Below are 14,920 nucleotides of genomic sequence, written 5' to 3'. Positions count from 1 at the left end.
ACCAGCCACCCGAGCGGAACCCGAGGGTAGACATGGTCATACATGTCGTGACATTCATCTTCAAGCCGTCCATCTCGACCAGTTAAAATCGACGAATTCCAAACGGATTTCAAATTTTTCGGCGACCAAATACCGTACGCGCGCAATGTCCGACACGGTACCGACCTCGGAAAGCGACCGAACAACGCCAGCTGCGCACTGGTTCCCCATTTCCAGGACGAAGCCGACTTCCAGCAGTATCTCGACCACCCTCTCCACAAGGAGCTGATCCAGTCCACAATCGTGCCCAAGTGTGAATCCTGGCTCGGGGACCCAATTCCTGACAGCCGAGTGACAATCACCCAGTACCTCAACCCGCACGGACTAAGGAGTTCACGCGATGCTTATCTACCAACCCACAGCATTCTCGACCGGGCATCAGTTTCTCGAGGCACCTCGCTGGCATGACGGAAAACTCTGGGCCAGCGACTTCTTCAGCGAACAGGTGCTCACCTTCGCTGAGGACGGCGCCGCAACGCCGATAACCAAAGTGCCCGGACAACCGTCCGGACTCGGTTTCCTTCCCGACGGGACACCTCTTGTCGTCTCGCAGAACGAGCGGTCGGTGTATCGCATCACCGCCGGCGGCAAGCTCGAGCAGTATGCCGACTTCAGCGCACTTGCTGGAGGGATCGGCAACGACCTGTACGTTTCACCGGCGGGCGACGCTTATGCCGGCAATTTCGGATTCGCGCTCGGTGAAGAGGATCCGAAGCCGACTCACCTCGTCCACATCCGTGCCGACGGCAGCGTCTCGCAGGTTCCTGGAGATCTGATCTTCCCCAACGGCTGCGCACGTACCCCCGATGGCACCCTGCTGGTCGCGGAAACCTTCCCGCACCGCATCAGCGCGTTCGACATGGCGGAAGATGGCGGTTTGACCAACCACCGAGTATGGGCGCAGCTCGACGAATCGTTTCATCCCGATGGCATCGCCCTGGATAGTGACGGCGGCCTCTGGTTCGGGAATGCGTTGACCCTCGGCGCCGACAGTGGCTTCTATCGGGTCGTCGAAGGCGGCCAGATCACCGATAAGGTCGAGGTCACCGACACGTGGGCAGTGGCGTGTGCCTTCGGCGGAGAGAACCTCGACACCCTCTACCTCTGCTGCAACACAACGACGCTCGAAGAGTTTCACGAAGGACGCTCGACCGCTCATGTAGCCGTCGCGCAGGTCGGGCGCACCGGAGTTCCGGCGTCCATCTGAACGTGAGGAGACAGGCGTGAACACCACGATCGTCACAGAAGGCAGGGTTCATCGCGGGCGATCTTGTCGACCGTCGATACGGCGCACGCCGACCCGCCCGAAGCCCTCACGTCGATATCCACCGACAGCGTCGCCCCGTCCGCCTCTCGAACACCGCCCGAGAAGCGCCGGATTACCGTCCGAGCCAGTCAGGCAACATCTCGATCCCGGACGTGGCGATTAAGCCGGTCACGGGCGACGCTCGCGAACGAGACGGCGGATGTGACGCCAGTTACTTTCGAGCGATACCCTTCAGTATCGTTCGCCGTGTCGCTACCATCAATTGCACACCGTTTACCACCTCGTTAGAGGTGACCGAGTGTGGATCATCCGGGTTCGTCCCGGTCCCACCGATGTCGAGCCCAGGCATCAACGCACCGACACGCCCTGCGGACGTGGTGCCGCACCTATCACAGTCCCGGACCCAGGTCTGTCGCTGCCGCTACCCGACTGCCGCCCCCCGGGCATCAGAAGTGACACCGCGATGTGTCGAGGGGTCACGTCGCACAACACCTTCGGATGAAAATCACTACGCCGTGGTTGTTTCCCGGGAGGCCACGCCAACCCACACCGATCCGCCTGGCACACCGCGGCAACAAGCCCAGGCCCGCCAGCCACGCACGCTCTGCCCATACCGACGGATCGGCCCACCGGTCCCCTCCGAAAGCGACCCACCCCGCTGTGCCTGATCATTTCCACCACTCCCCCGACCGGGACTGGCACCACCGCGCGTCCTGCCGCGGCACCGACACCAACCTGTTCTTCTCCCCCGACGGTGAACGCGGCCACGACCGCGCCCGACGTGAGCGCGGCGCCAAACAGATCTGCCAGAACTGCCCCGTACTCGCACAGTGCCGAGCCCACGCCCTCACCGCCACCGAGACCTACGGCATCTGGGGTGGCATGTCCGAAAACGAGCGCACCCGCCACACCCGACGCACCCGCGTCCCAGCCCGCCACCGCGACGCCACACACGCTCCGGCACCACACCACCACCGCTCTCCCTGCTCGCGCACGTGACGAACACGACATCGATACCCCGGCACGGCTCCGCACTGGACCTGCGAACGTCTCTCCGCAAACCGGCAGACGGCACTCCGGAAGTCCCTATCGTCGACAACGGACGTTCTCCCGCAAAGGAGTGACCATGAGCGGATCGATCGAATCATCCCCGAACGACGAGGCCCGTGTGCTCGTCGTGATCCTCTCCACGGTGGTGGCGGTCGTGGGTTCGATCGTCGGCTCAGGGGCGCTGGTAGGAACCCCGATCTCCCAAGTCGCCGACGGCGCCCTCGCCGCCGACGCCACCGCGGTGGCCCCCGGCCGGGCCTGCCTTCTCCATCTGGACCCTGATCTACCTCGGGTTCCTCGCGCTCGCGATCTGGCAGGCACCGCACCGATCCTCGGCAACGCCGCGCCGGGTGGTGGCTCGCCGCGGCGATGATCCTGAACGCGGCGTGGATAGTCTGCGTGCAGTTCGAACTGCTGTGGCTCAGCGTCCTGACCATTCTCGCGTTACTCGCAGTGCTGGTTGTCGTGTTCGACATCCTGACCAACATGAAGCCGTCCAGTCGTGTCGAGGCGATCGTGGTCGACGCCACCGCGTTCGTGTACCTCGGATGGGTGTGTGTCGCGGTGGTCGCCAACATCGCCGTCGCGCGGACCACCGGCGACGGTTCCACCTCACAGCCCGCCGCCATCGCCGCGCTGACGGCCGCCGCGCTGGCCATCGTCGCGACCGCGATCGCCCGGCTACCCCGCGCACGTTCCGGCGAGCCCACGGTCACGAACCCGTAATCGTGTAGTGCTTGGCAGGTCGACCACGAGCGATCTGTAGTGGCCGACAGATTCCCCCGATCACACCCGTCCTGGCCGCCCCACAACTGCGCCCGCATCTTCTCCTCGAAACACTGGTCTTCCGACGCCGAACATGGAACGTCCCCGACGAGAACGAAGTCGTCGTGTGCGGAGGTCAACCAACCAGGGGACGATAACTCTCGAGCTCGAGAGGCGACCGCACATGTCCCGCTTCCGCCACGGCCGTCACCTCATCGAGGTAGGCCAGGACGGGCCGGATCGGCGGTCGAGGTCGTGCCCGGGTCGCAGAACTGGACCTCCAGACGATCACCGGCCGTGGTCGCGTCCCTACTGACTGCACCGACATTCAAGTTGTACTGCGCAGTCCCGCTGTGCCGTTAATCGAGCCAGGCTCGGCTGCGCGACCATGAGCGAACAGGCAGGCATCACGCTTGCGGCATTCGCCGAGCGCGCTCACATACGACTCGAGTCCAATTCCGGCTCCGCAGAGACGTTCTCGTCGGGCTCCGGCGCCGACGCGAGCTTGCTCGGCCACCAGATCTTCTGCCCGATGTCGACGGTGAGGGCAGGCACCAGGAGCGACCGCACCAGGAGGGCGTCGAGGAGCACTCCGAACGCCACGATGAAGGCGATCTGCGCGAGGAAGATCAGCGGGATGACGGCGAGCGCCGAGAAGGTCGCCGCCAGAACCACTCCCGCCGACGTGATCACGCCACCGGTGACGGTCAGGCCGCGCAGTGCCCCGCGGCGGGTGCCGATGCGCCGGGCCTCTTCCCGGACCCGGGTCATGAGGAAGATGTTGTAGTCGATTCCGAGGGCGACGAGGAACACGAACGCGAACAGCGGGACGACGGGATCGGCACCCGGGAATCCGAAGATGTGCTCAAAGACCAGGGACGAGATGCCCAACGTCGCAGCGAAGGACAGCACCACTGTGCCCATCAGCAACAGCGGCGCGAGGATCGACCGCAGCAGCAGGCACAGGATCGCGAACACCACGAGGATCACGACGGGGATGATCAGCGTGCGGTCACGCGTCGACGTGGTCTTGGTGTCGAGGTCCGTGGCGGTGGTGCCGCCGACCAGGGCGTCGGCGCCGACGATCGGATGGACGGCCTCACGCAGGCGGACGATGGTGTCCTCGGCCGCGAGGGAATCGGCCGGATCGGTCAGGGTGGCTTCGATCGCCACCCGGCCGTCCACCACCAGTGGTGCCTGCGTGCCGGGGGCGGACAGCACGGTGATGTCGCCGACTCCGTCGACCCGGGCAGCGTCGACTACCGCCTCACGGGAGCCCTCGTTCGCGATGATCACTGCCGGCGAACCGGAGCCGGCGTCGAAGTGATCGCCGAGAATCTGCTGGCCCGCAACGGAATCGACGTCGAGGAGGAACGTCTCCGACTCGGCGACACCACTTGCCTCGAACTGGGGCATCAGGAGCGCGAAGAGCACCAGCACCAGGCTGGACGCCACCCAGAATCGGCGTGGATGCGCACCGATCCGTGCCGCGAGTGCGGCCCAGAACTTGTGGTCGGCGGCCTCGTCCTTCTCTGCGTGCCGTGCGTCGAATGCGGGCCTCCTCGGCCAGTACGCCGTCCGGCCGAGGAGCACGAGCAGCGCGGGGAGGTACGTCATCGACGCGACGAACGACGCCGCGATGCCGATGGCCGCCACCGGTCCGAGACCGCGGTTGGAGTTGAGATCGGACAGCAACAGGCAGAGCACGCCGGCGATGACGGTGCCCGCGGACGCGGCGACGGGTTCGAGCGTGGCCCGCCACGCCGTCCGCATGGCGCGGTATTTGTCCTGCTCGATCCGCAGTTCCTCGCGGTAGCGGGACACGAGGAGCAGTGCGTAGTCGGTCGCGGCACCGAATACCAGGATGAACAGGATTCCCTGACTCTGACCGTTCAGCGCGATCACGCCGGCGTCGGCGAGCAGGTACACGAGGAGACTCGACAGTCCCAGCGCAAAGACCGCGGAGGTGATCACCACGAACGGAAGGATTGGACTGCGGTAGACGACGATGAGGATGAGGATGACCACGACACCCGCGACCAGGAGCAGCAGTCCGTCGATTCCGGCGAACGCCGCGGACAGATCCGCGACCTGACCGGCGGGCCCGGTGACGAGGACGGTGAGACCGTCCGGTGCGGCGCCGAGCGCGTCCCGGAGTTCCGTGACACTGTCACCGACCTCGCCAGCGCTGTCGACGGGCACGAACATCTGCAGCGCCCGGCCGTCGGCGGACGGGATCGGCGGTGACACCTCGTCACCGAATCCCTCCGAACCGGCGAAGGAGTTCGCGGTGCCGGCGAGGAACTCGGTGTCGGCGGCGGTGATCCCCGACGTCCGTTCGGCGACGACGATCGCCGGCACGAACTGCGTGTCGGTGAACCCCTTCTGCAGCGCGGACACCTCGGTGGCCTCGGCCGACGCGGGCAGGAACGACGTGCTGTCGTTCTGCTGGACCGTGGACAGTTTGCCGGCGAACGGGCCACCGAAACCGCCGACAGCGAGCCAGACGATCAACAGTAGGGCTGGCAGAATCCACCGCAGGCGACGAACCGGGCGTGGGCGGGCAGTTGTGGTCACGTGCTCTCCAATGCTGGCGGTGCGTTCGACGACCGGATGTCCGGATTGCGATGTTCCTATTTTGTTCAGCCTGCTGAGCAAATTGCAAATGGAGGCGAAGAAATGACGAGCGACGGCATGGACGAGTGGCCCACCGGACGGCTGTTGTCCACGGCTGCGCGGCTGGTCGAGCACTCGTGGGAGGACATTCTCCGGTCACAGAACATGACTCACGCGGGTCTGATCTGCCTGCACACGATCGCCGACCGGCCGGCCTCGCAGCGGGACATCGCGAAGGCCTCACGGGTGACGGACCAGACCATCAGCCGCACCATCGACCGCCTCGAACGAGCCGGGTACGTCACCCGGGAAACCGATCCGCTCGACGAGCGGCGCAAGCGGGTCGCGATCACCGAGTCGGGGCGCGCGATCTACCGCCACCTGCTGACCCTCGAGAAGGAGGATGCGGCCCTCACCGCCGCGGTCGGCGACGTGGGGCCGCTGCGCGAACAGCTCCTCCTCCTCGTCCGGTCGCTGGGACTTCCGCCCCGGGACGAGACCGAGACCTGATCACACATTCGCCGGCAGGGCGATGACGACCTCCTGCTCGTTTGCCGGCAGATAGTGCACCGTCACCACCCGGCCCACCTGGACGTGCCCGACGCTGCGCGGCGGCAGGAACTTCTCGACGCGGGTGGTGAACGTCGTGCCGTCGGGCCGGGTGACCGCGAGCCCGAGTTCGGCCTTCGAATTCCCGTTGCGGATCTCGCCGGGCACACTGAGCGACTGCACCACCGCCTGCGCGGGGATGCCGCGTGCCGCGATGTCGAGCTTGCCCGGGGTGGTGATTCCCTGCCGAATCATGGATCGGTTCAACGCGTCCTGCGCCGTCGACACGTCTCCCGAGCGGTCGATCTCGACCTTGTCGGTGCGGTCCGGAAGGTAGCGGACGGGGAGGACGACACCCGGACGGAGAAGCGCCAACTCGGTCAGGGGCACGATCATCCGGGCGTGTGATTCGAACATCGTGCCGTCGGCGCCCTCGACGCCGAGATCGATCCGCACTTCCGGTTGATCGTTGAGCGTCATGCCCGTCTGACGCACCGACCGCACGGTCCCGATTCCGACCGCTCCGTGCCGGAACGCGGCACTGTTCCGCCCCGTGAACGCTGCCAGCACACTGTCGCCGGTGACGGCGAAACAGACCACGACCATGCTGACCGCGACGATCGGCCAGATCATCTGTGGGCCGACCCACGACAGCGCGTCGATTCCGTAGTTCGTCCGGCCCCGACCGCCGAGGCCGTACCACAGGTAGTAGCCCACCGACCCGGCGAGAAACACCAGGGCGGCGGTACGCACGATCTTCTTCACGATAAGTCCCTTCCGTACCTGAACTGCGTGGAAGAACATGGCGGACGCGCGCGAACTCGACTGCCGCGACTCCGCGCGCGTCCCGGGTGGGCCGGCTCAGCCGCCCACGACGGTCGAGCATGCGAACGTGATGTCGAACTTCGACGAACTCGGCGCGGTCGGGTTGCTCATGTCGGGCGCCCCGACGCCTTCACCGGTGATCGTGTAGGTGTCGCCGTCCTTCACCACTGTCGCGGAGCCGCCGGGCATTCCCTGCCCGAAGCCGAGGGCGTACGGGAGGCCGTTCGACCCGCCCTTGCTGCCCGCGATCCCGACCGCCTGCACGGTGTCGGTGCCGGTGATCGTCGCGGAGACCGCCAGGTCGCCGTACGTCGCGTTGGCGGTGTCCGCCAGCGCCAACGCCAACGTGTCGCCCTGCTTGGCGCAGGTCGCGTCGAAGTCGGCGTCCAGAGCCTTGCCGTCGACCGCGGCCGAGGACGCGCCTGCCGGGCTCGCCACGTCCGAGGCCGCCGGGGACTGTTCGGAACTTCCACCACCGGAGCTGCTGTCACTGGTGTCGCTGCAGCCCGAGACGAGCAGGGCGACAGCGGCCGCCGCCACGATGCCGGCGGTGTAGACGCGCTTCTGAGTCCGAACGATCTTGGTCATGATCCGTCCTTCACATTTCGTGAGGGCGCTCGGCGCCCGTCGTCGATTCGGCTCGCGGACTGGAGCCGATGTGAGAAAGGTAGGAACGTCTCGCGCCCTACCGATCCCAGATTTGTCGGCACGTCGACGCGGCATCCCTGCGGTAACCTGCTCGAATGCGGACGGGATCGAGGAGCTCAGCGGCTGCTCGGCGACCACGCGCCATGGTGCTCGACGAGGTGTGGCGTGAGCTGGATGGCGTCGAACCGCTCAGTGGGCCGGACGGCGGACCGCTGAGCCGCACCGTGAAACTGATCCTCGATCCGCTGGTCATCCGCCCGGTGCAGAACCCGCTGTGTGCCGGTCCGATCGTCACGGCCGACGGTGCCCGGTTGCTCGCTACCCGGGTGCACGCCTCCGCCGACGTGCTCCGCGCCGCCGCTGCCTGGTTCACGCTGCTCAAACGAGTTCGCCGGGCGCTGCGCATCACGGACGGCAACCCCCAGGATCTGTACTTCCAACGGTGTTTCGAACTCGCGACCGGTTATGGCGCACCCGACCCGCTCCGAGACGAATCCGTCGCCGAGGACACGCTCCGCGACATGCACGAATTCGCTGCCGGCCGCACCACGCAGGCGCTGAAGGCCCACGTCACCGATCCGGCGCGGGCCCGGGAACTGAACGCCCTGATCGACGTCGCGTGGGGGCGGCGACCGCTGTCGGTCGCGGCCACCGGCGACCACGCCCCCACAATCGACGTGGTCCTGGACGCCTGCCCCGGCGCGCGACTCGAGCGGGACGGTGACGACGGACGGCAGGCACTCGACACCCTGATCGCCGGGCACGCGGGGACTCACCACGGGATTGCGCTCTGGACCACCGAGGTCTCGGCCCACCGGCTCGGCTTGACGGGCCATCCGGTGCCCGGGCCGCCGCGGCTCGGGGCGGCGGCATCGACCGCGACACTCGGACTCCCATTCGACCGGTCCGTCTACGAACGCGTCTTCACGGTTCTCCGCGCGTCGACCGACCGCGCGGAACTGCCGCCGATCCACGAACTGGTCACCACCGAGATCGCCCGAAGTTGCTCACCCTGGTCGCTTCTCGACGAATCCCTGCGGGTCGCGGCGACGACGGGCGCAGCACTGGCGACCGGTCTGCGTCCGATCGGAACGGCATCCCCTCCGTCGGCTGCGGACACGACCGCCGTCCGGGTGATCAACGGCCGCTGGCAACGGGAGGCGTACGTCCTGCAGGCGCGCCGCCTCACGGTGAGCGCCGACGCGGCGTCGCTGCCCGAAGCGAATCCACTGGCGGCCATCGCCGCCGAACTCCGTGAGCCGTGGCGGCCCTACCTCCGCCGTCTGTGGGTCCGACTCCACGGCCGCGACGTGCGCGAGTTCTCCGTCCACGAACCCGACGAACTCTGGGACCTCCTCGACGGCGTGGCGCGATCGGTCATCCTCGACCATCGCATGCGGGTCAAGCAGGCGCTCAGCGCAATTCCGCTCGCAGATGCGGCGGATGCTCCCGAATCGAGGGCGAGTTGACTACCGGCACGGTGCGGATCGAGCACACGCCCGACGGGATCTGGATCATCACCCCCGACGACGCACCCAGCATCCTGGACGACGCCGCGGGTATCGACGTGGCAGTGCTGGAAGTCGTCGGCGGACACCTGTCGTGGAGTGTGCTCGCCGAACACCCGGTCCCGGTCGCGGTGCTCGACGACGTCGCCTCGGCGCAGAACTGGGTGTGGGCCGTGTTCGGCGAGGAGGTGGCGCTCGCCGTGGCGTCCGGGTCCGGGCGCGACGTCACGGTTTCCCCGGCGCGACCTCGGATGGCCGACAGTGCACGGCGACTCGCGTACGCGCACTGGGCGGCGCGGTGGTGGCCCACCTCGACGATCGACGCCGTCCCGCCGCTCGACGAGGGGTTGTTGAACGGCGAGATGGCCACGCTCGTCGCGGAATGCGATCTACTCGTCGACGGGGACGACGCCCACGTACCAACCGGCCCGGCGCCCGCCGACCGCCCCGGACGGGCAGACGACTACGCCCTCGCGGCCGGCACCGCGACCGCGACGCTGCCGAGCACACTCGTCCTGGCGCGGGGTATCACCGGATCCGACTGGCGCCGGTACCCACCCGGACTCGTCGACGCGTCCGAGCGGGCGGTGTCGTGGGAGGTGGTGCGCGCCGCCGGGGACACGACCGTACGGGTGAGTGTCGTTGCGGCACCCGGTCTCTCCGAACCAGTGCCGGAACACGTACGCCCCCGGGCGCTGGTCGGCACCGCATCGGGCACCGTCGATGTCGCGCTGCAGCTGTCGGGGGACGTCTGGTTCGGCGAGTCGGCCGCACCGCAGGGCTCGGAATCTGGGGTGTCCGTGGACGTGCATCTGCCCGGGTTCGGCGTGAACGGTCACGCCGATGGTGGGGGTCCGGAGGTCCGGGAGCGGGTTCGGGCCCTGGTCCGCCGGCGGCTACGCCGGGCTGCGGAGACGGCACCGGACGACGCGCCGGACGCGCCGTTGCTCGCCGAGATAGCGGCGGCCGCCTCGGATTCGGACTTCTGACGTGGGAGATCAGAGTGCGCGGGACCTCCTCGCAGCCGGCGCGGCAGCGTACTCCCGCGGAGAGGTCGCCGAGGCACTCCGGACATTCGAGCGGGTCGCCCGCTCGACCACCGGCGATCTTCGGACGAGCGCGATCATCAACGCGGCCAGCATGTCCGACGAACTGGGCGATCATGCGAGGGCCGTCGACCTCTACCGGGAAGCCCTCGCGGTGATGCCGGCCGACGCGATCCGGATGCGTCCCGCCGCGTTGGTCAACCTGTCGCAGGCATTGCAGCACATCGGCGACCTCGACGGCGCGCAGGACGCGCTCGAGCAGGCGCGGGAATTGCTCGCAACGGCCGACGATCGGGGCGACCTACGGGTCGCGTGCCTGCTGTCACTGACCGCGGTCGCGATGCACCGGCAGCAGTGGGCGGACGCGGCCGACATCGCCACCGAGTCCCTCGACGCGGCAGTGCGTTTCGCCCCAGGGCTGGCCGGACACCCATTGATGAACCTCGCCGCCATCCACTTCGAGACCGGGCGTTTCGATCTCTCCGACGATTTCGCCGGGCAGGCGCTCGACGCGTTCGAGACCGCGGGCGACGTCAACGCGGTCGCCGAAACGCAGCAGAACCTGGGCATCATGCACGCCCGCTCGGGGCGACCCGAAAACGCGGAACCACTGCTGCTGTCGAGCCAGACGTATTTCGAGCGCGCCGGGATCGGCCACCGGGCGGGGATCGGATCGAAGGTGCTGGCGTTTCTCGCCGAGGGGCGGGGCGACACCGAACGCGCGACGGAACTCTATCGCGGCAGCCTCGACTACTTCCGGAGTTCCGGAGCGGTACTCGACGTCGCGGACGTCGAGACTCGCCTCGCCACCGTCGCCTTCGCCGAAGGGCGGTTCGACGAGGGAGAGAGACTGCTCGCTGCCGCGTTCGACACGTACCACGGGCTGGGGCTCGGGCTGCATTGTGCGCAGGTCGACTTCTGGCACGCAGCCTTGCTCGAATCCGCGCTCGCAGCCTCCGGCACCCCCGACAGCGCGGTGCGGGCACGTGCCACCGCGCTCGCGGTGCCCGCGGCGATCGCCATCGACGCCGTGCGGTCCACGCTGCCGAACGGGCGTCAGCGCGAGCAGTGGAACCGTGAGATCGCCGATCCGGCGATGCAATTGGCGTTCCGGCTCGCCTACGCCTCGGGTGACGCGCGACTGGTGGCCGATCTCGTCGAAACGCAGTGCGCGGGGACGACGGTGGACGTCGGCCGGGCCGGGCACAGCACCCCGGCGCGGCTCCCCCTGCAGTTGCCCGACCTTCCCCCGGCCGGCGCGACCGGCACCGACGGCTCGTTCCTGCTCGGCGCCGCACTGGCGGGAGTCGCGGCCGGCGCCGGCCTGCCGGTACCCCTCCCGCCGCGGCTGGCCGTGACGTCGGAAGGACGGATGGCGCTGGGCACCTCGATCGCGGTCGCCGAGGAACGCTATGGGCGCGAGGTCCGGGACAGCCGGGTGGTGCCTGCGTGGTGACCGGTAGCCGATCGGCGTGCGTGCGGACGGGTTTCTCGTTCGGCGGTGTGAGCGTCGTCGTCGACTGTGACCGGGGAGAAGCGTCGGCGCGCCCGAGCACCGCGCGGTCGCTCGCGTTGGCGGATCGCCCACGCCTCGATCCCACCGCGGTACGCGGGGCCGGTGAAGTCCGCCAGGAAAATATCGCGACGGAATGTCGAGAACCCGCGCGTCGCTCCGTCCCCGAAGTGAACGCGGCCACAATGGGCCGCACCACACCAAGGAGAACATGATGGCCAAGTACCTGCTGCTCAAGCATTACCGCGGCGCGCCGGCATCGGTCAACGACGCGCCCATGGACCAGTGGACGCCGGAGGAGATCTCGGCCCACGTGCAGTACATGAACGACTTCGCCGCCCGGCTCGAGGGCACCGGCGAGTTCGTCGACAGTCAGGCACTCTCCCCGGAGGGCACGTTCGTCCGCTACGACGGCGAGGGGCGACCACCCGTCACCGACGGCCCGTTCGCCGAGACCAAGGACCTGATCGCCGGCTGGATGGTGATCGACGTCGAAACCCACCAGCGGGCGCTCGAACTGGCCGGCGAACTGTCCGCGGCCCCGGGCGCGGGTGGGAAACCGATCCACGAGTGGCTCGAGCTGCGTCCCTTCCTGTCCGAGCCGCCCACGGTGACCGAGTGAACGAGTCGCTGCTGCGAGAACTGGTACCCGCGGTGATCGGTGCCCTCGTCCGCCGCGGAGCCGACTTCGCGGCGGCCGAGGACGCTGTGCAGGAAGCCCTGGTCGAGGCTGTGCGCGTATGGCCGGACGACCCGCCGCGGGACCCCAAAGGCTGGCTGGTCACCGTGGCCTGGCGCAAGTTCCTCGACGCCACCCGCGCCGAGACCTCCCGTCGAAACCGCGAGGTGCTCGTCGAGGCAGAACCCGTACCCGGCCCGGGCGAGGCGGTGGACGACACGCTCCAGCTGTACTTTCTGTGCGCGCACCCGTCTCTGACACCGGCCTCGGCCGTCGCGCTCACGCTGCGCGCCGTCGGCGGCCTGACCACGCGGCAGATCGCGCAGGCCTACCTCGTGCCCGAGTCGACCATGGCCCAGCGGATCAGCAGGGCCAAACGGACCGTCTCGAGCGTCCGGTTCGACCAGCACGGCGACGTCGCCACGGTGCTGCGCGTGCTCTACCTCGTCTTCAACGAGGGCTACTCCGGTGACGTCGATCTCGCCGTCGAGGCGATCCGCCTCACCCGCCAGCTGGCGGCCAAGACCAAGCACGAGGAGGTCGCGGGCCTGCTCGCGCTGATGCTGCTGCACCACGCCCGGCGCCCCGCACGGACCGCCCCCGACGGCAGGCTCGTGCCCCTCGCCGACCAGGACCGCAGCCTGTGGAACACCCGCCTGATATCCGAGGGCGTCGACGTGCTCCAGGCCGCGCTCGCCCGGGACCGGCTGGGGGAGTTCCAAGCCCAGGCGGCCATCGCCGCGCTCCACGCCGACGCCCAGAAGGCAGAGGAGACCGACTGGGTGCAGATCGTCGAGTGGTATGACGAGCTGGTGCGTCTCACCGACAGCCCGGTGGCCCGCCTCAACCGGGCCGTCGCGGTCGGCGAGGCCGACGGTCCGAGGGCCGGTCTCGCCGCCCTTGCGGGGCTCGACCCCTCCCTGCCCCGCCACGCGGCCGTCGCGGCGTACCTACACGAGCGCGACGGTGACCCCGTGACCGCAGCACGGCTCTACGCCGAAGCCGCCCGATCGGCGCACAGCCTCCCCGAACGCGACCACCTCACGCGACAGGCCGCACGGCTCAACGCGCAGCTGCGCAGTTGAGCGGCGATCATCAGTGGGCGTCGTGGAAAGCCTGCTCGATCTCGGTGGGGATGCGGCCCCGGGAGGACAGCTCGTATCCCTGCTCGACCGCCGACGCCCGGACCTTCTTCGTTTCTCCCTGCGGCCGCTTCGTAGCAGTGGGGTCGACCGGCCGGTACTCGACGCCGTCGACGGCGTAACCATTGCAGGACCCACCTCATACAGTCGACCGGGCACAACCGGCCACTCGTTGGACTGCCCGCTGTCTGAATCCGGGCTAGCCCGATTCGGTGAATCGGGGCTCGATCACCAGGGCAATGGTCGCAGCCACGACGCTGCCGCTCAGGACTCCGGCAAGCGCGGTAGCCCACCGCTGTCCAACCGAAGCATCGATGGAGGTCAGTGCGCTTACCAGCATTGCTGCCGACCCAGCCAATGCCAGGGTGACGGTCGAGCGCAGAAACTGGCTGGCGCCGTTCTGGAATCGCAGAAGCGCCGGGGGGATCAGTACGTTCGAAACAATGAGCAGCGCAATACCGACGTAGAGCAAAGCATTCATTGGTTTCCTCTCACGGGGCGGTGGACGGTGAGGGGCGAGCTCCTAGCTTGCCGAAGACCGGTGCCGCCCACCGACGTGACGGGTAGTCGACGCGTCCTGGTGGCTCAGGCGCATGTGTCCTGGCCTCCCTTCCAGAAGTGTCGCTGTGCAAGCGCGCGGATATCGAGATTCCGGCAAGGGCACCGGGAGAGAAGAAGTGGCGCGCGCCGCCACGTCATATATCCGCGGGTCTGCGTTCGGGTTTACTCCCGCCAACTTCACCCACTCTTCCATTGATACCCAGGCACAACGCTGGTACTCCCTACCAAAATTTGCCAACTAATTGAGCAAACATCGCCGATGCCCTCATGAAAGGGACATGCGTGAGCTGGGGCAATCAGCGCTCATGTCGTGAAAACATCTGCCCCGCTGTCGTTCCCGAAGTGCCGTTCAACGACATTGCGGCCCTTGCACTTCTCGCCTTCGGGGCCGACAGGCCGACCATCGTCGCCGCCCTTGCGGGCGCGTGTGCACTTCCGGTCGTCCGCTTCGGCGATGACCGCCTCGATCCCGCGGGCGCAGGTGCGCCGGGGTCCAATGGTTGCTCGTGGCACCGGTCGCGCTCACCGCGTTCATCGTCGAGCGGACCTTACCCGTGATCGATTGTGCTACAACATATTCCCCTGCTGCCGTGCGGACCCTTGATGCGTACCTCGCAGGCCCGGACGGCCGTTCTGGGCGTTCGACGTCAGTCCCGCTATGCCCGGCTGACACGTCTCGTGAAGCTGCTGGGTGCGTCTCGCACGATCCGGC

At 67.9% G+C, this 14,920-nt stretch carries 13 protein-coding genes and 2 pseudogenes; 10 read left to right on the top strand and 5 right to left on the bottom strand.

Annotated features, from left to right (window positions below; all coding sequences use genetic code 11):
* The first annotated feature begins 87 nt into the window (after positions 1–87).
* The 4 genes and pseudogenes from OYT95_RS44700 to OYT95_RS22060 all read left to right on the top strand — a co-directional run bounded on the left by OYT95_RS44700 (position 88) and on the right by OYT95_RS22060 (position 3,082).
* Complete coding sequence (locus tag OYT95_RS44700) at positions 88–447, top strand: Dabb family protein (protein WP_442972568.1); 360 nt, start codon at positions 88–90, stop codon at positions 445–447.
* On the top strand, positions 380–1,246 hold the full coding sequence (locus OYT95_RS22070) for an SMP-30/gluconolactonase/LRE family protein (protein WP_268789060.1): 867 nt from the start codon (positions 380–382) through the stop codon (positions 1,244–1,246). Before OYT95_RS44700 ends, OYT95_RS22070 begins: the two co-directional genes overlap by 68 nt.
* Before the next feature lie 720 nt (positions 1,247–1,966).
* Positions 1,967–2,305 (top strand): WhiB family transcriptional regulator, encoded by a 339-nt coding sequence (locus OYT95_RS22065; protein ID WP_128640805.1) that lies wholly within the window; start codon positions 1,967–1,969, stop codon positions 2,303–2,305.
* Positions 2,306–2,432: 127 nt separating this feature from the next.
* Positions 2,433–3,082, top strand: a pseudogene (locus tag OYT95_RS22060) (tryptophan-rich sensory protein).
* 474 nt (positions 3,083–3,556) lie between these two features.
* On the opposite strand, the gene OYT95_RS22055 reads toward OYT95_RS22060, so the two are convergent.
* Positions 3,557–5,698 (bottom strand): MMPL family transporter, encoded by a 2,142-nt coding sequence (locus OYT95_RS22055; RefSeq protein ID WP_268789059.1) that lies wholly within the window; start codon positions 5,696–5,698, stop codon positions 3,557–3,559.
* A gap of 102 nt (positions 5,699–5,800) precedes the next feature.
* On the opposite strand from OYT95_RS22055, the gene OYT95_RS22050 reads away from it, so the two are divergent.
* A complete protein-coding gene (locus OYT95_RS22050; RefSeq protein WP_268789058.1) occupies positions 5,801–6,247 on the top strand; it encodes a MarR family winged helix-turn-helix transcriptional regulator in 447 nt (148 codons plus the stop codon).
* Here the strand turns inward: OYT95_RS22050 and OYT95_RS22045 are convergent, their stop codons facing one another.
* Entirely contained in the window at positions 6,248–7,051 is an 804-nt protein-coding gene (locus tag OYT95_RS22045) for a hypothetical protein (RefSeq protein ID WP_268789057.1), read from the bottom strand.
* A 96-nt stretch (positions 7,052–7,147) separates the two neighbouring features.
* On the bottom strand, positions 7,148–7,699 hold the full coding sequence (locus OYT95_RS22040) for a lipoprotein LpqH (RefSeq protein ID WP_268789056.1): 552 nt from the start codon (positions 7,697–7,699) through the stop codon (positions 7,148–7,150).
* A 203-nt stretch (positions 7,700–7,902) separates the two neighbouring features.
* Here OYT95_RS22040 and OYT95_RS22035 point away from each other — a divergent pair, with 203 nt between their 5' ends.
* From OYT95_RS22035 to OYT95_RS22015, 5 genes are all read left to right on the top strand, one after another.
* On the top strand, positions 7,903–9,228 hold the full coding sequence (locus OYT95_RS22035) for a hypothetical protein (protein WP_268789055.1): 1,326 nt from the start codon (positions 7,903–7,905) through the stop codon (positions 9,226–9,228).
* Positions 9,225–10,256 (top strand): hypothetical protein, encoded by a 1,032-nt coding sequence (locus OYT95_RS22030; RefSeq protein ID WP_268789054.1) that lies wholly within the window; start codon positions 9,225–9,227, stop codon positions 10,254–10,256. Before OYT95_RS22035 ends, OYT95_RS22030 begins: the two co-directional genes overlap by 4 nt.
* A 1-nt stretch (position 10,257) precedes the next feature.
* Entirely contained in the window at positions 10,258–11,769 is a 1,512-nt protein-coding gene (locus OYT95_RS22025) for a tetratricopeptide repeat protein (RefSeq protein WP_268789053.1), read from the top strand.
* A gap of 271 nt (positions 11,770–12,040) precedes the next feature.
* Positions 12,041–12,448 (top strand): YciI family protein, encoded by a 408-nt coding sequence (locus OYT95_RS22020; protein ID WP_128640801.1) that lies wholly within the window; start codon positions 12,041–12,043, stop codon positions 12,446–12,448.
* Positions 12,445–13,590, top strand: a complete 1,146-nt coding sequence (locus tag OYT95_RS22015; RefSeq protein WP_268789052.1) for an RNA polymerase sigma factor — start codon at positions 12,445–12,447, stop codon at positions 13,588–13,590. Before OYT95_RS22020 ends, OYT95_RS22015 begins: the two co-directional genes overlap by 4 nt.
* Positions 13,591–13,600: 10 nt before the next feature.
* On the opposite strand, the pseudogene OYT95_RS22010 reads toward OYT95_RS22015, so the two are convergent.
* Both OYT95_RS22010 and OYT95_RS22005 read right to left on the bottom strand, forming a co-directional pair.
* A pseudogene (locus OYT95_RS22010) lies at positions 13,601–13,744 on the bottom strand (Lsr2 family DNA-binding protein); the annotation flags it as partial.
* 102 nt (positions 13,745–13,846) lie between these two features.
* Positions 13,847–14,128: a hypothetical protein gene (locus OYT95_RS22005; protein WP_268789051.1), complete on the bottom strand. Its 282-nt coding sequence runs from the start codon at positions 14,126–14,128 to the stop codon at positions 13,847–13,849.
* Positions 14,129–14,920: the final 792 nt, after the last annotated feature.

Source organism: Rhodococcus sp. JS3073, from assembly GCF_026810085.1.
Classification (GTDB): domain Bacteria; phylum Actinomycetota; class Actinomycetes; order Mycobacteriales; family Mycobacteriaceae; genus Rhodococcus_F; species Rhodococcus_F wratislaviensis.
The sequence above is the reverse complement of the archived record's forward strand: the minus strand, read 5'-3'. Positions and strand labels throughout refer to the sequence as shown.